A 20,864-nucleotide genomic window follows, 5' to 3' on the forward strand; every position below is an offset into this window, starting at 1 on the left:
GTAAGCTGCCGGGGGATTCATTCGTTTGCCGCCTTGCTGCAACTCGAATGACAGGGTGTTTACGGTTCATTGGTGAAAAGCGTTAACCACCGCTTTTCGTTGCCTGTCAGGCCTCGTTGCTCTCCGGCACAGCCGTAGAAGGCTGATCACCATCCTGCAGCGGCGCTGGCAGGTTCATCATTTTCGCCAGCAGGCTGGCCAGCTTAAAGCGCATTTCCGGACGACGGATGATCATGTCGATCGCGCCTTTTTCGATCAGGAACTCACTGCGCTGGAAGCCCGGTGGCAGTTTTTCACGCACGGTCTGTTCGATAACGCGTGGGCCGGCAAAGCCGATCAGTGCTTTCGGCTCTGCGACGTTCAAATCGCCCAGCATCGCGAAGCTGGCAGAGACACCGCCCATGGTTGGGTCGGTCAGCACGGAGATGTACGGCAAGCCGCGCTCCTGCATTTTCGCCAGCGCTGCGCTGGTTTTTGCCATCTGCATCAGCGACTGCAACGCTTCCTGCATACGGGCACCGCCACTCGCAGAGAAGCAGATCAGCGGGCAGTTATCTTCCAGTGCCTGCTCAACGCCACGCACGAAGCGCGCGCCAACCACAGAACCCATTGAGCCGCCCATAAAGGAGAACTCAAAGGCTACCGCCACCACGGGCATTCCGTGCAGCGTCCCTTTCATGGCGATCAGCGCATCTTTCTCACCGGTGTCTTTCTGCGCGGCAACCAGACGATCTTTGTACTTCTTGGAATCGCGGAACTTCAACAGATCCTTCGGTTCCAGCTCGCTGCCTAATTCAACCAGAGAACCTTCATCCAGCATGGTGTGCAGACGCTCACGGGCGTGCATGCGCATGTGGTGGTCGCACTTCGGGCAGACCTCAAGATTACGCTCCAGTTCGGCGCGGTACAGCACCTGACCACAGCTATCGCATTTGGTCCAGACCCCTTCCGGGATACTGGCTTTGCGCGTTGGCGTGGTGGTGCTTTTATTCAGTATGCGTTCAATCCAGCTCATTGATGACCTTTCTGTTTAATGCTGACCTGGTCCAGTCTTCTTGTGACTGCTGAAATCACCTTCAGCAGGTCGTAAATGTCGCTCATTAAACCACAACCCGTTCACGCTGTGGATAAAAATCTGGTGACGGGCTTACTGTGGCTTCTGCTGACGTGCCTGACGGCGATGGCGCCATACTTCAATCACGCCTGGCAAAATTGAGACCACAATAATGCCCACAATCAGCAGTTTCAGGTTCTCCTGCACCACCGGCAAATCACCAAACTTGTATCCGGCATAGGAGAACAGCAGCACCCACAGCAGCGCGCCCGAGACGTTGAAGAGCGCAAAGTGGCGATAAGACATGTGTCCCATCCCCGCCACAAAGGGGGCAAAGGTTCGCACGATTGGTACAAAGCGCGCAAGTATAATGGTTTTGCCACCGTGGCGATCGTAGAACGCGTGGGTTTTATCCAGATAGCTGCGACGGAAAATTTTTGAGTTCGGATTACTGAATAGCTTTTCTCCGAACAACCGACCAATAGTGTAGTTCACCGCATCACCGAGGATGGCAGCAATCACCAGCAGCGTGACCATTAAATGCACGTTGAGATCGTTACCGGGCAGAGCCGCCAGCGCACCAGCAACAAACAGTAACGAATCCCCTGGCAGGAAAGGTGTGACCACGAGGCCGGTTTCGCAGAACAGGATCAGGAACAGAATGGCGTAAATCCAGACGCCGTACTGCGCCACCAGTTCGGCTAAATGCACATCAATATGGAGAATAAAGTCGATCAAAAAGTGGATGAATTCCATAATGTTCCGGCTCCCAAACATCCTTACTCATTTAAATTAATCTGCGAGGAACAAAGGCCCCAACGCAGGCTGAGGTAACGCAAAGTGGGATGGGTAATCCACCGCCACCAAATACAACCCCTCGGCTTTAGCGGTCGCTGCCGCCAGAGTACGATCTTTTGCCGCCAGCAACTCAGCCATCCAGCTTTCCGGCTGGTTGCCGCAGCCAATTTCCATCAGGCTGCCGACAATATTGCGCACCATGTGGTGCACGAACGCGTTGGCTTTGATATCGACAATCACATAAGGCCCGTAACGTGTGACGTTCAGGTGCATCACGTTGCGCCACGGCGTGCGCGACTGGCACTGCACCGCACGGAACGAGGTAAAGTCGTTCTCGCCAATTAAACACTGACCGGCACGCTGCATTTTCTCGACATCCAGCGGATGATAAAAATGGGTGATGCCGTTGCCAAGAATCGCCGGTCGCAGCCGCTGATTGAAAATCACATAGCGGTAACGACGCGCCGTGGCGCTAAAGCGGGCATGAAATTCTTCCGGCACCGCTTTCACCCAACGTACGGCGATGTCGTCAGGTAAATTGGCGTTCACACCCAGCGTCCAGGCGCTGTCGGCGCGCTGCGAGGTGGTTTCGAAATGCACCACTTGCCCGGTACCGTGCACACCGGCATCCGTGCGTCCGGCGCAGAACACCACCACCGGATGATTCGCCACTTTCGACAGCGCTTTCTCCAGCTTTTCCTGCACGCTGCGCACTTCGTTCTGTCGCTGCCAGCCGTAGTAACGGCTGCCGTCGTACTCAATGCCTAACGCCAGCTTAAATGTCGTTTCTTCAGACAACATTAATAGAAGTACTCCTGCACCAATTTCTCAGCGGTTTTTACTGCCATCAGTGCGCCGCCGAAGCGAACGTTGTCAGCCACGGACCAGAATTGCAGTAGCTCAGGGAGACCGTAATCATTACGCACGTTGCCAATGCTCAGCGCATCATTACCTGATGCATCGCTGACGGGCGTCGGGTATTCACCGTCTGCGCTGAGGTTAATGTCCTCGGCACGATCCAGTTCATCTCGCGCTTCTTCGGCTGACAGCGGACGTAAATTTTCGACATGCACAATCTGCGTGTTGCCGTAAAACACCGGCGCCTGCACGCTGCTGACGGCAATCGGCAAGCCTTCGTCCTGCAGCACTTTGCGCACTTGATCCACCAGACGACGTTCACTCTCCACGCTGCCATGGCTATCCGCTAGCTGCGGTAACAGGTTGAACGCCAACTGACGACCAAAATAGTGCTCATCTGCCGGTACACCATTCAGCAAGCGCGCGCTTTCGCCCGCCAGGCCATCCACTGCCGCTTTACCGTGGCTGGAAACCGAAATCAAATTGGTCACCTGCAAACGGCTTAAACCCGCAGTATCCACCAACGGTTTGATAGCGCTTAACAGCTGGCTGACCAGCGCATCGGCCACCGTCACGATGTTGCGATTGCGATAATCGGCCAGCACCTGTGGGTTCACATCCGGCACCACCAGCGGGACATCCGGCTCCAGCGCGAACAGATCGCTGCTGTCGATCACCAGGCAACCCTGGCTTGCGGCTTCATCCGCGTAGCGCGCGGAAGCTTCACGTCCGGCAGCGAAAAACGCCAGCTGCGCCTGAGTCCAGTCAAATTCAGCCGCATCCTGCACGCGCAGGGTGCGACCATCAAAACGCACACTTTCACCGGCGCTGTTTTCGCTCGCCAGCAGATACAATTCACCAACCGGGAACTGGCGTTCTGCCAGCAATTCCAGTACAGCGTTCCCTACTGCGCCTGTTGCGCCCAATAGCGCAATATTCCAGCCGTCAGACATGTTGGTTTACTCCAGACAATGACATAAAAACAGAAGGCGGTGATGACACCGCCTGACATTTAAGACTTTTCCCGCGCGAAAACGCAGGGGATTGATTTAACTTTACAAACTGGCGCGGAAACCGAGCTTTTCCAGCATCGCGGCGCTGTCGGCATCATCACATTTTACCTGTAGCGATGACCATTCACGACGCTCTTCATACTGCTTGCGCAGGCGATCAAACTCGCCCGGTTTGGCAGCCACTTTTCGCAGTGGCGCATCGTCGCGGCGCACATCATACACCAGGTGCACCAGTCGTTTCAGCGTTGGCTGATCGAGCTTGCCGTGCAGCGTAATGGTGCCAAATTCCGGTGCAGGCAGCAGACTCTCCAGCGCCACCTGTTGCGGCTGACCAATAAACGCGCACCAGGCTTCAAATACTTGTGTCGTGCCGCGCGCTTTGCCTTCCAGCGTATAGCCCGCAATGTGTGCCGTGGCGATATCCACTTTATCCAGCAGATCGAGGTTCAGATCCGGCTCCGGCTCCCACACATCCAGCACCACGCTGAGGTCGCTGCGCATTTTCAACACTTCCAAAAGCGCGGCGTTATCGACCACCGGGCCTCGGCAGGCGTTGATCAGGATGGTGTTGGGTTTGAGTGCCATCAGCAATGCCATGTCGGCAAGATGCCAGCTTTTATAGGGGCCGTCTTTAAACAGCGGCGTATGGAAGGTCAGAATATCGGCCTGCGCCACCAGCTCATCCAGCGAGTGGAACGTTTCCTGATCGCCGCGATCCGCACGCGGCGGATCGCACAGCAGGGTTTTCACTCCCCAGGCTTCAAGACGTTTTTGCAGACGCCCCCCCACATTGCCAACACCGACAATCCCCACGGTACGATCGCGCAGTTCAAAACCATCGCGCTCGGCCAGCAGCAGCAATGAGGAGAAGACATACTCCACCACCGCAATCGCGTTACAGCCAGGTGCCGCCGAAAAGGCGATTCCGGCGGCCGCCAAAGAAGCATCGTCCACATGATCAGTGCCAGCCGTGGCGGTACCCACGAACTTCACCGGCGTACCGGCCAGCAGCGCCGCATTCACTTTGGTCACCGAGCGCACCATCAGTCCGCTGGCATCCTGCAACTCTGCTTCGGGTAACGGACGTCCAGGCACGGCCAATACTTCACCAGTGCGACTGAAGAGTTCACGAGCGTAAGGCATGTTTTCATCGACGAGAATTTTCACTGCGGCGGTCCTGTCTGCTGAGGCGTTTGAGGCGCGTATTCTTACATATACCCGTCATACTTCAAGCCACAGATACGTTGGCTGCGTAGATACCCCCCGTTACTGACCAAGGGCCCCACACCTTTGCCGCCTTTCTGCGACGCGAATGATTTCAGGTCTAACCCATTTCAACTTAACCGGCTGCGGTAGCGATCCGGCGTGGTGCCGGCCTGCTGCTGGAACATCACAATCAAGGCTGATGACGAGCTATAGCCGAGTTCGTGTGCAATGCCCTGCACGCTGCAGCCCTGCTCCAGGAGTGCAATGGCCCGCAAAAACCGTAAACGCTGGCGCCATTCGCTGAAAGACATTTTCAACTGCTGCTGACAACGTCGCGCCAGCGTACGCTCGGTGGTGAACACGCGCTTCGCCCATTGTGCCAGCGTGGTGTTGTCACCGGGATTTTCCTCCAGGGCACGCAAAATCGGCGCGAGGAATTTGTCGTCCGACAGGGGCAAATAACTGGTGTGCACCGGTGCCTGGCGCAGACGATCAATTAAGACCTCACACAATCGCCAGTCCGCTTCGGTCTGAGGTTGTTCCAACTCGCGCTGCGCAAAGTCATTCATGATGGCGTGCACAATCGCATCAACGTGCAGCAAACAGGCATTGTCGGGCATACCCGCACAGAGATCGGCGGCGAGGTTGAAGGTACGAAACTGGGCATGGCAATGGTTATAGCTACTGTGCCGTTGTTCTGGCGGGATCCAAATCGGCATATCAGCTGGCGTTAATAACCGTTCCCCTTCCACTTCCATTTCAAGCACGTGGCTGGTGACGAAAATCACCTGACCCCAACTGTGAAGATGCGGCAGATATTCGGTTTTCGCGTTAGCCTGCTCGTAGCGCATAAAATAGCGCAGCAGCGGGGCATCAACGGGGGGTTGATACTCGATCTGTAAATTCATTCTGTCCGGTCATTAACGAATATTGTCCGATTTTAACTATCTAAACAAAACCGGTCAAATGTAAACTATTCGCGATTAAACTCAGGAGTCGTACGATGAATTTACTGTTTCCGCTGATCGCGGTCATGATCTGGTCGATCAATACCATTGTCAGCAAACTCTCTGCCGGGAGCATCGATCCTGCCGCCATCTCCTTTTATCGCTGGCTGCTGGCATTGATCGTGCTGGCCCCCTTCTGCCTGCCCGGCGTGTGGCGCCATCGCCACGCCGTGAAGGCCAATCTGTGGCGATTATTGATCCTCGGCCTGTTGGGCATGGTGCTTTATCAGAGTCTCGCCTACTATGCCGCCCACAGCGTGTCGGCGGTGATGATGGGTATATTAGGCGCCACGATTCCGTTGCTGACCATTCTGCTCAGCCTGTTCGTTTTACGCCTTGCGCCGACGCGCGGCATTTTAATTGGTGGCCTGTTGTCCTTTGCCGGTTTGGTCTGGCTGGTAAGTGAAGGGAATCCGGCACAGTTACTGAATCAGCGTCTTGGCAACGGCGAGTTGATGATGCTGGCGGCTTCCACCTCGTATGCGCTTTACGGTGTGCTGACTAAACGCTGGGCGATCCCTCTGCCGACCTGGCAGAGCCTGTACGTACAGATTTTCTTTGGCGTATTGCTGTTACTGCCTGGATTCTTGCGCGCACCAGACGTCACGCTGAATCTGCATAACATTCCGCTGGTGCTGTTTGCCGGGCTATTCGCGTCCATTATTGCGCCGTTCTTGTGGATCCTTGGCGTGCAACGTCTGGGCGCCAGCACCACCACCATTTTTATGAATTTTGTACCCGCGTTTACCGCCATTATCGCGGTGATGTTCCTGCATGAGCAGTTGCACGCTTATCACTGGATAGGTGGCGGGATGACCTTAGTCGGTGTGATTCTGGCGCAACGCCTGAAAACACCCCTGCGCAAGCCACGTGAAGGCACAGTGCAGCTTAGCGAAAGCTGATGATGATGCGCAGCCCGCCCAGTTGCGGGCTACGATCCAGCAGCAACTGCGCACCGTGCCAGGCACAAATATCTTTGACCAGCGCCAGCCCGATGCCCGCACCGGGCTGGCTGGCATTATCCAGGCGACCAAACGGCTGCAAAGCCTGATGCTGTTGCGCGGCACTAATGCCCGGCCCGCTGTCCTCAATTTCCAGCTGCTTCTCCCGCAATCGCGCCGTGACGATCCCACCTTCTGGTGTGTATTTAATCGCATTGTCCAGCAGGTTGGCACAAAGTTCGGCCAGTAATAAGCCATCACCTTGAACAACACAGAGAATGTCACCTTCAAACCCCAGATCGATGTGTTTGTGGCGCGCGCCGGCATAGCTGCTGAAGCAAGCCTGTTCCACAATTTCATTCAAATTGACCCGAGAAAAGGGCTTGTCCTCACCGTGCCGGGCTTTGATTTGTGCCAATTGTAATAACCGATCGGTGAGTTGCACCGTATCGTTGAGCGTGTGGCGCATGCCGAGCAAACTTTCCCGCCACTGCGCAGGATCATCACTGTTAAGCGCAACGCCAACCTGCGTTTTTAAAATGGTGAGCGGTGTACGTAATTGGTGTGAAACGTCGGCACTAAAACGTTCCTGTCGTGCCAGCAAACCGCGCAGTCGTTCCAGATGTCGATTAAAGGCAATAATTAACGGCTGCAATTCCGACCAGGGCAATAGTGACGGCAATGGCGTCAATTCGCCAGGCGCACGACGTAGCATGATGCGCGATAATCGGCGCAGCGGCCGCAACACTTTGCGTAATAACAAGCTGGCTAACAACAGAGTAATCAACACCAGAAAGCTTTGACTGATCAAAGCGGTGCGCAGTAATCCCTCCGCAAACCCATGACGAGAATTCAGGGTTTCGGCTACCAGAACCAGCGCCATCCCCTCTACGCCCTGCTCGTTTACCGGTTGCCATAACGCCGCAATACGAATCGGCTGCTTACGATAGCTGCCATCGTAAAAGTGCACTAATGCGGGATAGGCTTCAGAAAGCGGCGCATTGCGCGGTAAAGCGGGCAGATCGGGGTAGCCTGAAAGGGTTTTGCCTTCCGGTGAAATCACCTGATAGAACAGCTGGTCGTTCATGTTGCGCTCAAAGCTGTCGAGCACCACCCAGGGCACATCCACCTCCAGATGGTTCTGCCGCACCACCAGCCTTTCTGCCACCGTGCGTGCCGAGGCGAGAAGTGAGCGATCATAGGCTTGATTCGCCGCCTGCAGCGCACTCTGGTAATGGGTATAAACCGACAACCCCCACAACAACATCAACGGAGCGCCCAGCCACAACAGCAGTTCACCGCGCAGCGAATGGCTCAGGCGCACGGCTGGCACTCCAGACTGTATCCCAGCCCACGTAGCGTCACGATGGCAACATCGCTGCCCTGCAGCTTTTTCCTCACCCGATGCACATACAGCTCAATACTTTCCAGGCTGGCTTCATCGGTTAGGGTAAAGGTCTGTTCATAAAGATGCTGGCGTGACACCGGGCGTCCAGGACGTTGCATCAAAGTCGAGAGTACGCTGGATTCACGTGGGGTGAGCATCAACGGTTTGTGATTCAGTAGAAAATAGCCTTCACCGTCACGCTCCAGTTGTCCAACGGTCTGTGATTGCGCGGTTTGCCCCTGGCTGCGGCGTAACAGCGCACGCAGGCGCGCCTCCAGCTCATCCAGTTCAAAGGGTTTAGTGAGATAGTCGTCCGCGCCCGCATTAAGCCCCTGTACGCGCTGTTCGAGTGCGCTTTTGGCTGTGAGCAACAATACTGGCGTGGTTTGCCCTCGCTTACGCAAACGCGCCAGCACCGCCAAACCATCCAACCGCGGCAGCGACACATCCAGCACCACCACCGTATAGTCTTCGCTCTGCAACACATGGTCGGCCGCCAGGCCATCCGCGACCCAATCTACCGCAAAGCCTTTCTGTGTCAGGGCTTTTTGCAGCCAGCTGGCCAGGTCAACCGTATCTTCCACCAGTAAGAGACGCATATCACATCCTGATATTTTTCCCGAACGCTGAAAGGTAAATGAAAGGTTACACCATTAACAATTCAGCAACGCCGAATGTTCGGCAGTTGTCACACTCTGGAAGCATGAATGGAGCGAATAATGAAAAAAATCTTACCCCTCGCCCTCGCCTCAACCCTGGTGGCTTTGTCGATATCCTCTGCGCTGGCGGAAGCGCCGGACCGGACAGAATGTATTGCCCCGGCCAAACCCGGCGGTGGCTTTGATCTGACCTGTAAATTGATTCAGGTTTCCATGCAGGAAACCGGCGAAATCAGTAAACCGATGCGCGTGACCTACATGCCTGGCGGTGTGGGAGCGGTGGCTTACAACGCCATCATTGCTCAGCGCCCCGCCGAAGCAGGCACGCTGGTGGCCTTCTCCGGCGGTTCGTTGCTCAATCTCTCTCAGGGCAAGTTTGGCCGTTATTCAGAAAGTGACGTGAAGTGGTTGGCTGCTGTCGGCACCGATTACGGCATCGTGGCGGTGCGCAATGACGCCCCATGGAAAACCCTCGGCGAACTGATGGAAGCCATGAAGAGCGATCCCACCAAAGTGGTGGTGGGCGCGGGTGCTTCGATCGGTAGCCAGGACTGGATGAAAACCGCCCTGCTGGCTCGCGAGGCGGGCATTGACCCACGCAAGATGCGCTATGTGGCCTTTGAGGGTGGCGGTGAGCCGGTAACGGCACTGCTTGGCAACCATATTCAGGTCGTCTCCGGTGACATGAGTGAGATGGTGCCACATCTGCAGGCGGGCAAGTTACGCGTGCTGGCGGTGATGTCTGACAAACGCTTACCGGGTGAACTGGCGAATGTGCCGACCGCCAAAGAGCAAGGCTACAACGTCGAGTGGCCGATTATTCGCGGTTATTACCTTGGCCCGAAAGTGACTGACGCGGAGTATCAGTGGTGGGAAGACGCCTTCAAAAAGCTGGTCACCACCAAAGAGTTCCAGCAACAGCGAGATATGCGTGGACTGTTTGAGTTCAACATGTTCGGCAACGAGCTGGATGCTTATGTGAAAAAACAAGTGGCTGATTACCGTGAGAAAGCCAAATCCTTTGGCCTGGCCAAATAACGGAGTCGATGATGAGCGATCGTATCTTCGCCGGTATCTGGCTACTGCTGTGCATTGCCGGGCTGTTTATCGCCTGGCAAATCCAGAGTGAATACAGCTATGAACCGGTCGGTCCACGCCCTTTCCCGATGCTGCTGCTGGGATTAATGGCGATTTGCGCCGTGATGATGTTAATGCGCAAACCCGATCTGGTGCAGTGGCCTTCCGCCGCCACACTGAAAAAGCTCCTGCTGATGTGCGTCATGCTGATGGTATATGGCTGGCTGTTTGAGCGTCTGGGTTTTGCTCTGTGCACTTCGCTGCTGACCTTTGGCATTGGGCTGTTGTTTGGCGCGCGCTGGTGGGCGGCTGCGGTGTCCGGTGTGGTGATGGGCATCGCGCTGTTTTATGCCTTTGACCGCCTGCTCGATGTCACCTTGCCCGTTGGCAGCTGGTTCAATTAACAGGAGTCTCACATGGATACCTGGTCTTTTCTGATGCAAGGGTTTGCCGTCGCGATGACGCCGGAAAACCTGATGATCGCACTCATCGGCTGCTTTATTGGCACCATAGTCGGCTTACTGCCCGGACTTGGGCCTATTAACGGTGTTGCGATCCTGATGCCGCTGGCGTTTGCGCTGCACTTACCCGCCGAGTCCGCGCTGATTCTGCTCGCTACGGTCTACATAGGTTGCGAGTACGGTGGGCGTATCTCCTCTATTCTGCTCAATGTGCCAGGCGATGCCGGGGCGATCATGACCGCGCTGGACGGCTACCCGATGGCGCAACAGGGGAAAGCCGGTGTGGCCCTGTCGATCTCGGCGGTGAGTTCGTTTATTGGATCCACAATCGCGATTCTCGGCATTATTCTCTTTGCCCCAATCCTGGCCAACTGGTCGCTCGCCTTCGGTCCGGCCGAGTATTTCGCGCTGATGGTGTTCGCCATTGCTTGTCTGGGCAGCATGATGAGCCACAATCCGTTGAAATCGTTTTTAGCAGCCCTGATCGGTTTGGGCATGGCCACCGTTGGCGTTGATGCGAATACCGGCGTCTATCGCTTCACCTTCGACAGTGTGCACCTCTCCGACGGTATTCAGTTTGTGGTTGTGGTGATCGGGCTGTTCTCTGTCAGTGAAATACTATTGATGCTGGAATCCACCAGCAGCGGCCAGAAAGTCGTTCGTGCCAGTGGTCGCATGATGTTCAATATGAAAGAAGCAGCGCAGGCAACCGGTGCCACCTTGCGCTCCTCCTTTATCGGCTTCTTTGTTGGCGTACTGCCAGGCGCGGGTGCCACCATCGCCAGTGCCATCGCTTACATGAGCGAGAAGAAAATCAGCGGCAGCGACCAGTTTGGTAAAGGGGATATTCGCGGCGTGGCGGCGCCTGAAGCAGCCAACAACGCCTCGGCCTGCGGCTCCTTTATTCCGATGCTGACACTGGGGATTCCGGGATCCGGCACCACAGCGGTGATGGTCGGTGCACTGACGCTGTACAACATCACACCCGGTCCGGCGATGTTTACCGAACAGCCAGATATCGTCTGGGGTCTGATTGCAGCACTGCTGATTGGTAACGTCATGCTGCTGATCATGAACATCCCGATGATCAACATCTTCGCCCGTATGCTGACCATCCCACTGTGGTTCCTGGTACCCGCCATCGCCGCGATATCTGCGGTAGGGGTTTACGCCGTGCACAGCACCACCTTTGACCTGTTGCTGATGGTCGGGTTGGGTATCTTTGGCTATATTTTGCGTAAAATGGACTTCCCGATGTCGCCGCTGATTCTGGGCTTCGTGCTGGGAGAGATGCTGGAGCAGAACCTGCGTCGTGCGCTCTCCATCAGTAACGGCAACCTGCCAATTCTGTGGGAAAGCCTAATCTGCAAAGTGCTGCTGGTGCTGGCGATCGCCGTCCTGGTCGTGCCGCCACTGTGGATACGTTGGCGTCGTAAGCGTCTTAAACTCGCTGAAGCTGAATAAATCCAGACCTGACGCGATTTCCCCTCACTGCCCCCGTGGATTTCCCGGGGGCTTTTGTTATCATATGGCCTCTTTTTTCCGGCGCACCCGGATCTGACCTCGTTTTTCAAGGATTCCGCCATGCAACCTCTCAGCGGTCCCGGTGTGCCTGCGGGCGATCGTTCAACGCTCACTCATGCGACTGGCCCCACTCGTCCTGGCGGACCGGCGGGCGAACAGCCACTCTCCCCTGCCCAGCGCACCACGCTGGAACGTCTGATTGTGCGCATCATGTCACTCAGTACCTTGAAAGCCCCTGAATTGTGGGCTGGCGTACGCCATGAAGTGGGCGTAAAGAATGATGCTGAGCTGCAATCGCGTCATTTTCCTGCTGCCGAACAGCATTTGAATGGGCGTTTAACCCAGGTGCAGAACAGCCTTGCAACACGCCAGCTGTTGCAGCAGCTATTGGAGAAGCTGCCGCAGGGAAATAATCGTCAGGCGGTGAGTGACTTTATCCGTCAGCAATTCAATCAAACGGTGCTGAGTGCGCTCTCGCAGGATCAGCTACGTCAGGTGCTGACCATGCTGCAAAATGGGCAGATGGCGATCCCGCAACCACAGCAAACGCGCGCGTCCGACCGCACGCTGCTGCCGGCTGAACAGCAATCGCTGAATCAACAGGTAACGCGCCTCGCGGCAACGACCGGTGAATCACCGGTCAAGCTGCTGTCTGAAGCGCTGAAACTTGTCAATCTGAAGAGTGGCGATCCGATTCCCTCTCGCCACTTCCCGCTGCTAACACAATATTTGCAGGTACGTCAGACGTTGGGTCAACACAGCGCACCGACCTTACAAATGCTGGAAACCTCGCTGAAGCAGCCGTTGACGCATGACGAACAGCGTTTGCTGGAGGATTACAGCCAGCAGCGTTTCCAGGCCACGCCACAGACAGTGCTGACGCCCGCGCAAACCCAGGATCTCCTCAATTTACTCTTCAGTCGTCGCGTCGAGAAAACGCTGGAGCAGCCGCACACTGCCAGCGATCTGCGCCCGCAGCCGATCTGGTCGCCGTGGATCGAGATATTACCGCGTCCACTGGCTCAGCGCCCGGCACTGACGTTAATCCTTGGCCTGGCGCTGTTCTTCTTTTTACTCTGGCTATTTCTGTAACTTAACAGCCACAGTGCGCACCGGGTGCGGCCTGTGGCCATTCGCCGGGCGACATTCCCCACGTTAACGGATGCCCATCACGTTTCCAGAAATCCAGCCCACCTATCAACTCTTTGACCTGAAAACCCAGCGAAGCCAGTTTCCATGCCGCTTTCGTTGAGCCGTTGCAGCCGATGCCATCGCAGTAAGTGATATACACCTTGCTGCGATCCAACTGTGCTGTGGATTCGGCATTCATAGTGCGATGCGGAAACGAAAGCGCCCCGGTGATATGCCCCGCCTGATAAACCTCAGTGGATCGTGCATCGATCACCACAATCGCGCTCACGCCTTGCGCCAGATCTTCTGCCAAATCCCAGGCGTCAGTGTAGTAACTCAGTTTGTGCTGCAGATAGGCCACGCTCTCTTGAGGATCGGCGGGTGGGAAGAGTAAGACTGATGACATCGCATTCTCCTTGTGTAATTTTCCCTGAGTTTACGGCAAAGTGGTCTGCAATCTGATACCACTTTTTCCACAGTGATAAGACCACCATGCGCCACTCTTTTTTAGCACTGTTTAATCATGCGTCATCCGGCGGCTTGCGTGAACGTTTGTGCCATACGTTACGCCAGGCCATTACCAGCGGTCATTTACACCATCAGCAACGCTTACCCTCCAGCCGTCAGTTAGCCGAGGATTTGTCACTGTCGCGGGTGACGGTGGAAGCCGCTTATGCGCAGTTAGAGAGTGAAGGCTATCTGGAGAGACGGGCGGGTCGGGGTACTTTTGTATCGATTGCGATGCCTGCACGGGCGGCGACCACACCCGCACAGAGTTCACCCCGATTCTCCCGACGCGGCGAGCAGATCCTGGCGACCGGCGGCTGCCAGGATCCGCCGTTCCCCCATGCATTTGCCGCCGGTTCGCCTGAATTACGCGCTTTCCCGCACACACAATGGCGCCGGATCAGTAACAGCGTGCAGCGCTCGCTGGGTAGCCAGGTGATGGGCTATGGCGATCCACTGGGCTTTATGCCGCTTCGTGAGGCGGTGGCGGATTATCTGGCATTATCACGCGGCGTACGCTGTGCTGCCGGGCAAGTGGTGATCCTAACCAGTTCACAGCAGGCCTTGCAGTTACTGGCACTGATGTTGCTGGATGCCAATGATGAAGTTTGGCTTGAGGAGCCGGGCTATCCCGGCGCGCGTAATGCATTCCTCGCGGCGGGTGCACACTGCCGCGCGATGCCGCTGGATGGCGAAGGGGCAATGCCGCTCGAAGGCGATGCCAGGCTGGTTTATCTGACGCCGGGACATCACTATCCCACCGGCACCGCGATGAGCCTGACCCGCCGTCTGCAATGGCTCGACTGGGCGCGCCAACATCAAAGCTGGTTGATAGAAGACGATTACGACAGTGAGTTTCACTATGACGATCGCCCGATTCCCGCCTTGCAGGGCCTGGAGAATCATAGCCGGGTTATCTGCCTCGGCACCTTTTCCAAAACGCTCTTCCCCTCCTTGCGGCTGGCGTGGATGGTGGTCCCGCCAGCGCTGGTGGATGCCGTTGGTCGCGCACGCAGCATTCTTGATGGACACAGTGCGCTGTTACCACAAGCGATCACAGCAGAGTTTCTGCAGCAAGGTCACTTTGCCAGCCACCTGCGGCTAATGCGTCAGCTTTATCACAGCCGCCGCGATCGATTGCTGGAGCAGATTAACACGCGCCTGCAGCCGTGGCTGACGCCGCTGCAGGCGTCTGGCGGGCTACAGCTGACGGTATCATTGCATCAGGGTGAGGAAGCACAACTCACGCAGCAGGCCAGTGAAATTGGTCTGCTGTTGCCACGTCTGTCGCCGTTGTACACCAGCAGTCAGCCGCAGCCGGGCTGGCTGCTGGGCTTTGCCGCGCTGACGCCGGGTGAGATTGTCAGCGCCTGCGATAAACTGGTTACGCTGCTGTCGCGCTACGCGCAAACGACCAGGTGACGAGAATGCCCAGGGCTGCGCAGCAGGCACCCGCAAGGTAGACCGAGCCATAACCCAACGCCGTGGCGAGCAGGCCGGTCAGTGGGCCGCTGGCACCGTAAGCGATATCCTGGAAAGCAGAGAAACCGCCCAGCGCCGTGCCACGAATTTGCGGCGAGACGCGTTTGATCACCTCGACGCCGAGCGCCGGGAAGATCAGTGAACAGCCGCAACCGGTGAGCGCGGCACCCACCAGCGCCATCCAGCCAGAGGTTGCACATGCCAGCACCAGCAAACCGGCAGTTTCCACCAGCAGCGAAATCATTGCGACGCGGACGCCACCGTGACGATCCGGCAGGCCACCAAAGAAAACACGCACCAATACAAAAGCACAGCCAAATGCGGTCAGGGCAAAACCGGCATTGCCCCAGTTCTCTGCAGCAAAATAGAGCGAGGTAAAGGTGCCGATCACGGCGAAGCCGGTGCCCTGTAGCGCCAGCGCCATGCCGGGTTGAAAGATGGTTTTCACCACGCTGAGCAATGAAGGACGTTCGCCACCCACCACCGGCACTTTAGTGACCCAGCTATTAATCGCCAGCGAGAGCAGTGGCAGTAACAGCGCGACACCACCGAGTGCCGCAAATCCGCCATGCTGATTGATCAGCAAACCCAGCGGTGCGCCCGCGGCCAGCGATCCATAAATCGCCATACCGTTCCACGACATCACCAGGCCGGATCGTTTACTGCCCACCAACCCCATGCCCCAGGTCAGATTGCCGGTGAGCAGCAAGCTTTCACCAAATCCGAGTAACAAACGCCCCACTGCCAGCAAACCAAATTTTGCCCACGGCGATACGGGCAACAGCGCCGCGGCCAGATACGCCACACCCACCAGCGCGATGGCGATCATACCGTGTTGCGTGGTGAGCTTTGCGCCGTGCTGATCGGCTCGGCGTCCGGCGAAGCTGCGCGTCAGCAGCGTGGCGAAGAACTGAATCCCTACCGCAACACCCACCATCAGGTTGCTCATGCCCAATTCCTGATGCACGTACAGCGGGATGACCGGGAGCGCCAGCCCTGCGGTTAAATAAGTGAGAAATACCGCAAAGGATATGCAACCCAAAGGCAGCACAGATTGCGTCTGCGTATCAGCAGCCGTGGTCATGATGGTATGAACTCCTTGTTCAGAGCGTGTGCGACAAGCGAGAACCCCTTACACGTTCGCGTCATGCATTCAGACGAAAACGGGTTATTTGGTTCATAACGTGCACAAACGATTATTTTATTTCAGGCAAGATGGGATGAGTGTAGGCAAGCAGCGGGGGAAATGTCAAAAACAACAGGGGCCGGATAGACCGGCCCCTGGAAAACTGTGATCACGCGATTAAGCTGGCAGCTTACGCATGGTCAAGGTGGCGTTGGTGCCGCCGAAACCGAAGCTGTTGGACATCACGGTGGTCAGCGCTTTTTCAGTCGGCTGCGTCACGATGTTCAGACCTTTACCGGCTTCATCAATCTCTTCGATGTTGATGCTTGGCGCGATGAAGCTATGCTCCAGCATCAGCAAGGTGTAGATCGCTTCCTGCACGCCCGCTGCACCCAGTGAGTGGCCAGTCATGGCTTTGGTCGCAGAAATGTACGGTGAGTTGTCACCAAACACTTCGCGAATCGCACCCAGTTCTTTCACATCACCAACAGGTGTAGAGGTGCCGTGGGTGTTGAGGTAATCGATTGGGGTATCAACGCCCTGCATGGCCATCTTCATGCAGCGCACTGCGCCTTCGCCTGAAGGAGCAACCATATCTGCGCCGTCTGAGGTTGCGCCGTAACCGACGATTTCAGCGTAGATGTGCGCGCCACGCGCCAGAGCATGCTCCAGCTCTTCAACCACCACCATGCCGCCGCCGCCTGCGATCACGAAACCATCACGGTTTGCATCATAGGTACGAGAAGCTTTTTCTGGCGTTTCGTTGTATTTGGTGGACAGTGCGCCCATCGCATCGAACTCACAGGCCATTTCCCAGCTCAGCTCTTCGCCGCCGCCAGCAAACACGATGTCCTGTTTACCCAATTGAATCTGCTCAACCGCGTTACCGATGCAGTGTGCGGAAGTGGCACAGGCAGAGCTGATTGAGTAGTTCACGCCGTGGATTTTGAATGGGGTAGCCAGACAAGCTGATACACCTGAACCCATGGCTTTGGTCACCACATAAGGACCAACGGCTTTCAGGCCACGCGGGCCACGCATCGCATCGGCACCGAAGACCTGGTAACGCGGAGAACCACCGCCTGAACCGGCAATCAGACCCACGCGTGGGTTGTTCTGGTATTGCTCATCAGTCAGGCCGGAATCCTGAATCGCTTCCGCCATAGACAGGTAAGCGTAGATTGAAGCATCACTCATGAAACGCACGATTTTGCGATCGATGAGCCCGTTGGTATCCAGTTTGACGTTGCCCCATACGTGGCTGCGCATACCGATATCTCTCATCTCTTCAGAGAAGGTGATACCCGAACGGCCTTCACGCAGAGAAGCCAGCACTTCTTGCTGGTTATTACCAATGCTGGAAACGATACCCAGGCCAGTAATCACTGCACGTTTCATTCAATAGTCCTCATTCCACTTCTTTTGGATTGACGTGCACTCTAGCTTACAGTTGTAAGCCGAACAAGTCCGATCAGCCATTTCCTTTTGTAAATTTGCGTCATGTGACGGCAGTCGTTAAAATCGCGCCACTGCCTGAAATATGAGCCTTTCCCGTGAAGTTATCCCCGGTTGAACACGCGCAATTAAACTGGAATGATCAGGGTACACCTGTTTCCCGAGCATTCGACGACGTCTATTTCTCCAACGACAATGGGCTGGAGGAGACGCGCTATGTTTTTCTTGATGGCAACCATATTCCTGCCCGCTTTGCTCAACATTCGCGCGATCTTTTTATCGTCGCTGAGAGCGGTTTTGGGACTGGCCTTAACTTTCTCACCCTGTGGCAAGCCTTCGATCGCTTCTGTAGCGAACATCCCGACGCGACACTTAAGCGCCTGCACTTCATCAGCTGCGAAAAATTCCCACTGACGCAAACCGATCTGATTGCCGCACATGCGCACTGGCCCGAGCTGGCGCCATGGGCCGAACAATTGCAGCAACAGTGGCCACAGGCGCTGCCGGGTTGCCAGCGTTTACTGTTCAACAGCGGTAAAGTCACGCTCGATCTCTGGCTCGGTGATATTAACGCGCTAATTAATACCTTTGATGACAGTCTCAATGATCAGGTGGATGCGTGGTTTTTAGATGGTTTTGCCCCCGCTAAAAACCCGGAAATGTGGACGCCAGAACTGTTCGCCGCCATGGCGCGTCTGGCGCGTCCAGACGGGACGCTGGCAACGTTCACTGCCGCCGGATTTGTGCGCCGTGGTTTGCAGGAAGCCGGGTTCACGGTGACCAAACGCAAAGGCTTTGGCCACAAGCGCGAAATGTTAACCGGCGTAATGGAACAGGTTGCTGCCCTGCCCCACAGCCAGCCATGGTACGCCCGCCCTGCGGCTCGCACTCAGGAAGTGGCGCTGGTTGGCGGTGGCGTGGCGAGTGCCGTACTGGCGCTGGCGCTGCTGCGCCGCGGCTGGAAGGTAACACTTTATTGCGCCGATGCCGCGCCCGCGCTGGGTGCTTCCGGCAATCGTCAGGGCGCACTTTACCCGCTGCTTAATCAGCACGATCCCGCTCTCGCTACGTTCTTCCCTGCGGCGTTCACCTTTGCCCGCCGTTTGTACGACCAGCTACCGGTGATGTTCGAGCATGACTGGAGCGGTGTGTTGCAACTCGGCTGGGACAGCAAAAGTGCCGATAAAATTGCCCAGATGCTGGAGATGGGATTGCCGCATGATGTGGCGTACGGCGTAAGTAATGAGGACGCGCAGCAGTTAGCGGGCGTCGATACCGGTTGTGGTGGCATTTTCTATCCTCAAGGCGGCTGGCTCTCTCCGTCGCAATTGACCAGCAACCTGTTGGAGCATGCGCAAACGCTGGGTTTACGCCTGCACTGGCTGCATCGCGTCACCACGCTGGAAACGACGACTGAGGGGTGGACCCTGAACTTCAGCGAGCAGCCCTCGGTGAATCATCAGCAGGTGGTGCTCGCCAATGGCCATGCGCTGCTGGAGATTGAGCAGAGCAAAGACTTGCCCGTATATGCGGTGGCGGGTCAGGTCAGTCATGTGCCGACCAATCCTGAGCTGGGCGCGTTAAATACCGTACTCTGCTATGACGGTTATCTCACGCCAGTCAGCCCGCATTTCAACACCCACTGCATCGGGGCCAGCTACCATCGCGGCGATACCACAACCGATTTCCGTGCTGACGATCAGCAGGAAAATCGCCAGCGCCTGGTGAACTGCCTGCCGGATGCGCAGTGGCCGCAGCAAGTGGATATCAGTGATAACGAGGCGCGTGTCGGCGTACGCTGCGCCACGCGCGATCACCTACCGATGAGTGGCAGCGCGCCTGATTACGCCGCAACGCTGGCGCAATACGTTGATTTGCCGGAGCAGCGTGCACGGGGTGAAACCCTTGCCGATGCACCGGTTCATGCTGGTTTATTTGTGCTGGGTGCGCTGGGTTCACGCGGTTTGTGCAGCGCGCCGCTGGCAGCGGAAGTGCTGGCGGCACAGATGAGTGGTGAGCCGCAACCGCTGGATATCACCACGCTGGCGGCATTGAATCCGAATCGTTACTGGGTAAGAAAACTGCTGAAAGGTAAGAAAGCGGGACGCTAGGATGACGGGGCGAGCGGTCGCCCCGACTTATCAGGCGGTCTGACGCGCCTGCTGGAACAAATTATCCCACATGCCAATCACCAGCGCCTGATCGCGCGGTGACAGTTCACCCGCCGCAATCGCATTTTGCAGGCTGTTGGTCACATGGATTTGCAGCGCTTCAGGTGTGTGCTCACCGCTGATTTCAATCTCAGCCACCGCCAGGGTCAGATGACCACGCAGATAGCCACCGGCAAACAGCTCGTCGTCACTGGCGTGATCAACCATATCGTCAATCAATGCCAGGATGCGGGATTCGAATTCTACGATCATCGTCTTGTTCCTTATTACCCTTGATACGCCGCGCCGCTACTGCGCTGGCATCACGCCCTCACCCCGTTACACGCTGGTTCGCGTTCCCGGGGTTTGTTCATTCGCCGTCATGCTGCAACGCGGGTGACTTTGGGTCATTAATAATATATTTGCGAATCACAAATCTTCCGGCCACGGGAAGTGTGCCGCCGTCAGTGCTGGCGTACCGTAATAGCTGGCTAACGCATCGATAAAGCGAGCCGGACGTGCCGGAATACCCTGCTCAAAATAGGTCATCACCTGAGCATGGACCTTGCGCTGGAACGCGATGCGGTCGGGTTCACAATCGCCTTCGAGGTTGTCACAACTGACATTGAAGGGGAAGCCTGCCGCGACACAGAACAACCATTCCAGCGCCTGTGGCTTGACTTCCACTGATTCGAACTGACTTTGCGTTTGCGCATCCCGCCCATCCGGACAGTACCAATAACCAAAATCCACCAGCTTGCGACGCGCTTCACCGGCAATACACCAGTGAGAAATTTCGTGCAGCGCGCTGGCGTAGAAACCGTGAGCAAACACCACGCGGTTCCACGGCGATTCCTCATCCGCTGGAAGATAAATAGGTTCGTCATCGCCTTTAATTAGACGGGTCTGAAAGTCTTCAACAAAGCAGCCATCAAAAATATCCACCAGCTGCTGGTAATGATGTTCTGTACTCATAATATTTTAATCTTTAAAAAAATTAGCGCCATTGTCGCATTGGCAGCCGTTCT

20 protein-coding genes are annotated in these 20,864 nt (G+C 56.3%); 7 read left to right on the plus strand and 13 right to left on the minus strand.

Annotation, left to right across the window (positions count from 1 at the left end):
• Positions 1 to 106: 106 nt before the first annotated feature.
• From accD to ACCW76_RS07570, 6 genes are all read right to left on the minus strand, one after another.
• Positions 107 to 1,015, minus strand: coding sequence for an acetyl-CoA carboxylase, carboxyltransferase subunit beta (accD, locus tag ACCW76_RS07545; RefSeq protein WP_034825118.1), 909 nt, complete (start codon positions 1,013 to 1,015; stop codon positions 107 to 109).
• Positions 1,016 to 1,147: 132 nt separating this feature from the next.
• Positions 1,148 to 1,810, minus strand: a complete 663-nt coding sequence (locus tag ACCW76_RS07550) for a DedA family protein (protein ID WP_045813660.1) — start codon at positions 1,808 to 1,810, stop codon at positions 1,148 to 1,150.
• 36 nt (positions 1,811 to 1,846) lie between these two features.
• Positions 1,847 to 2,653 (minus strand): tRNA pseudouridine(38-40) synthase TruA, encoded by an 807-nt coding sequence (gene truA, locus ACCW76_RS07555; RefSeq protein WP_097116567.1) that lies wholly within the window; start codon positions 2,651 to 2,653, stop codon positions 1,847 to 1,849.
• Entirely contained in the window at positions 2,653 to 3,663 is a 1,011-nt protein-coding gene (locus ACCW76_RS07560) for an aspartate-semialdehyde dehydrogenase (protein WP_045813661.1), read from the minus strand. Before ACCW76_RS07560 ends, truA begins: the two co-directional genes overlap by 1 nt.
• Before the next feature lie 102 nt (positions 3,664 to 3,765).
• Complete coding sequence (gene pdxB / locus ACCW76_RS07565) at positions 3,766 to 4,890, minus strand: 4-phosphoerythronate dehydrogenase PdxB (RefSeq protein ID WP_436338184.1); 1,125 nt, start codon at positions 4,888 to 4,890, stop codon at positions 3,766 to 3,768.
• Between the two features lie 167 nt (positions 4,891 to 5,057).
• Positions 5,058 to 5,837 (minus strand): AraC family transcriptional regulator, encoded by a 780-nt coding sequence (locus tag ACCW76_RS07570; protein ID WP_436338185.1) that lies wholly within the window; start codon positions 5,835 to 5,837, stop codon positions 5,058 to 5,060.
• Positions 5,838 to 5,932: 95 nt separating this feature from the next.
• Here ACCW76_RS07570 and ACCW76_RS07575 point away from each other — a divergent pair, with 95 nt between their 5' ends.
• Entirely contained in the window at positions 5,933 to 6,838 is a 906-nt protein-coding gene (locus ACCW76_RS07575) for a DMT family transporter (protein WP_436338186.1), read from the plus strand.
• Here ACCW76_RS07575 and ACCW76_RS07580 read toward each other — a convergent pair.
• The gene (locus tag ACCW76_RS07580; protein ID WP_436338187.1) at positions 6,825 to 8,201 is read right to left on the minus strand and encodes a sensor histidine kinase; all 1,377 of its coding nucleotides are present in this window, start codon (positions 8,199 to 8,201) and stop codon (positions 6,825 to 6,827) included. The two genes, ACCW76_RS07575 and ACCW76_RS07580, sit on opposite strands and share 14 nt — an antisense overlap.
• The gene (gene tctD, locus ACCW76_RS07585) at positions 8,192 to 8,863 is read right to left on the minus strand and encodes a transcriptional regulator TctD (RefSeq protein ID WP_436338188.1); all 672 of its coding nucleotides are present in this window, start codon (positions 8,861 to 8,863) and stop codon (positions 8,192 to 8,194) included. Before tctD ends, ACCW76_RS07580 begins: the two co-directional genes overlap by 10 nt.
• A gap of 120 nt (positions 8,864 to 8,983) precedes the next feature.
• On the opposite strand from tctD, the gene ACCW76_RS07590 reads away from it, so the two are divergent.
• The 4 genes from ACCW76_RS07590 to flk all read left to right on the plus strand — a co-directional run bounded on the left by ACCW76_RS07590 (position 8,984) and on the right by flk (position 13,077).
• Positions 8,984 to 9,961 carry a Bug family tripartite tricarboxylate transporter substrate binding protein gene (locus ACCW76_RS07590; RefSeq protein ID WP_436338189.1) on the plus strand — a complete coding sequence of 326 codons (978 nt, stop codon included), beginning with the start codon at positions 8,984 to 8,986 and terminating at the stop codon, positions 9,959 to 9,961.
• 11 nt (positions 9,962 to 9,972) lie between these two features.
• The gene (locus ACCW76_RS07595; RefSeq protein ID WP_436338229.1) at positions 9,973 to 10,404 is read left to right on the plus strand and encodes a tripartite tricarboxylate transporter TctB family protein; all 432 of its coding nucleotides are present in this window, start codon (positions 9,973 to 9,975) and stop codon (positions 10,402 to 10,404) included.
• Positions 10,405 to 10,416: 12 nt separating this feature from the next.
• Positions 10,417 to 11,925: a tripartite tricarboxylate transporter permease gene (locus ACCW76_RS07600; RefSeq protein WP_436338190.1), complete on the plus strand. Its 1,509-nt coding sequence runs from the start codon at positions 10,417 to 10,419 to the stop codon at positions 11,923 to 11,925.
• 120 nt (positions 11,926 to 12,045) lie between these two features.
• Positions 12,046 to 13,077, plus strand: a complete 1,032-nt coding sequence (gene flk, locus ACCW76_RS07605) for a flagella biosynthesis regulator Flk (RefSeq protein ID WP_038645684.1) — start codon at positions 12,046 to 12,048, stop codon at positions 13,075 to 13,077.
• Between the two features lies 1 nt (position 13,078).
• Here flk and ACCW76_RS07610 read toward each other — a convergent pair whose 3' ends face one another.
• Positions 13,079 to 13,522 carry a rhodanese-like domain-containing protein gene (locus ACCW76_RS07610; RefSeq protein ID WP_436338192.1) on the minus strand — a complete coding sequence of 148 codons (444 nt, stop codon included), beginning with the start codon at positions 13,520 to 13,522 and terminating at the stop codon, positions 13,079 to 13,081.
• An 86-nt stretch (positions 13,523 to 13,608) separates the two neighbouring features.
• Here ACCW76_RS07610 and ACCW76_RS07615 point away from each other — a divergent pair, with 86 nt between their 5' ends.
• Positions 13,609 to 15,045 (plus strand): PLP-dependent aminotransferase family protein, encoded by a 1,437-nt coding sequence (locus tag ACCW76_RS07615; protein ID WP_436338193.1) that lies wholly within the window; start codon positions 13,609 to 13,611, stop codon positions 15,043 to 15,045.
• Here ACCW76_RS07615 and ACCW76_RS07620 read toward each other — a convergent pair.
• On the minus strand, positions 15,008 to 16,189 hold the full coding sequence (locus ACCW76_RS07620; protein WP_436338194.1) for an MFS transporter: 1,182 nt from the start codon (positions 16,187 to 16,189) through the stop codon (positions 15,008 to 15,010). The two genes, ACCW76_RS07615 and ACCW76_RS07620, sit on opposite strands and share 38 nt — an antisense overlap.
• A 219-nt stretch (positions 16,190 to 16,408) precedes the next feature.
• Positions 16,409 to 17,629 (minus strand): beta-ketoacyl-ACP synthase I, encoded by a 1,221-nt coding sequence (gene fabB, locus ACCW76_RS07625; protein ID WP_034825147.1) that lies wholly within the window; start codon positions 17,627 to 17,629, stop codon positions 16,409 to 16,411.
• A gap of 155 nt (positions 17,630 to 17,784) precedes the next feature.
• Between fabB and mnmC the strand changes: the two genes are divergently transcribed.
• Positions 17,785 to 19,797, plus strand: coding sequence for a bifunctional tRNA (5-methylaminomethyl-2-thiouridine)(34)-methyltransferase MnmD/FAD-dependent 5-carboxymethylaminomethyl-2-thiouridine(34) oxidoreductase MnmC (mnmC, locus tag ACCW76_RS07630; RefSeq protein WP_436338195.1), 2,013 nt, complete (start codon positions 17,785 to 17,787; stop codon positions 19,795 to 19,797).
• A gap of 30 nt (positions 19,798 to 19,827) precedes the next feature.
• On the opposite strand, the gene ACCW76_RS07635 is transcribed toward mnmC, so the two are convergent.
• Positions 19,828 to 20,109, minus strand: a complete 282-nt coding sequence (locus ACCW76_RS07635; RefSeq protein ID WP_034825151.1) for a YfcL family protein — start codon at positions 20,107 to 20,109, stop codon at positions 19,828 to 19,830.
• A gap of 156 nt (positions 20,110 to 20,265) precedes the next feature.
• Positions 20,266 to 20,811: an elongation factor P hydroxylase gene (locus ACCW76_RS07640; RefSeq protein ID WP_034825153.1), complete on the minus strand. Its 546-nt coding sequence runs from the start codon at positions 20,809 to 20,811 to the stop codon at positions 20,266 to 20,268.
• Between the last annotated feature and the right edge of the window lie 53 nt (positions 20,812 to 20,864).

This window comes from Pantoea sp. C8B4 (genome assembly GCF_051336905.1).
Classification (GTDB): Bacteria; Pseudomonadota; Gammaproteobacteria; order Enterobacterales; family Enterobacteriaceae; genus Pantoea; species Pantoea rwandensis_B.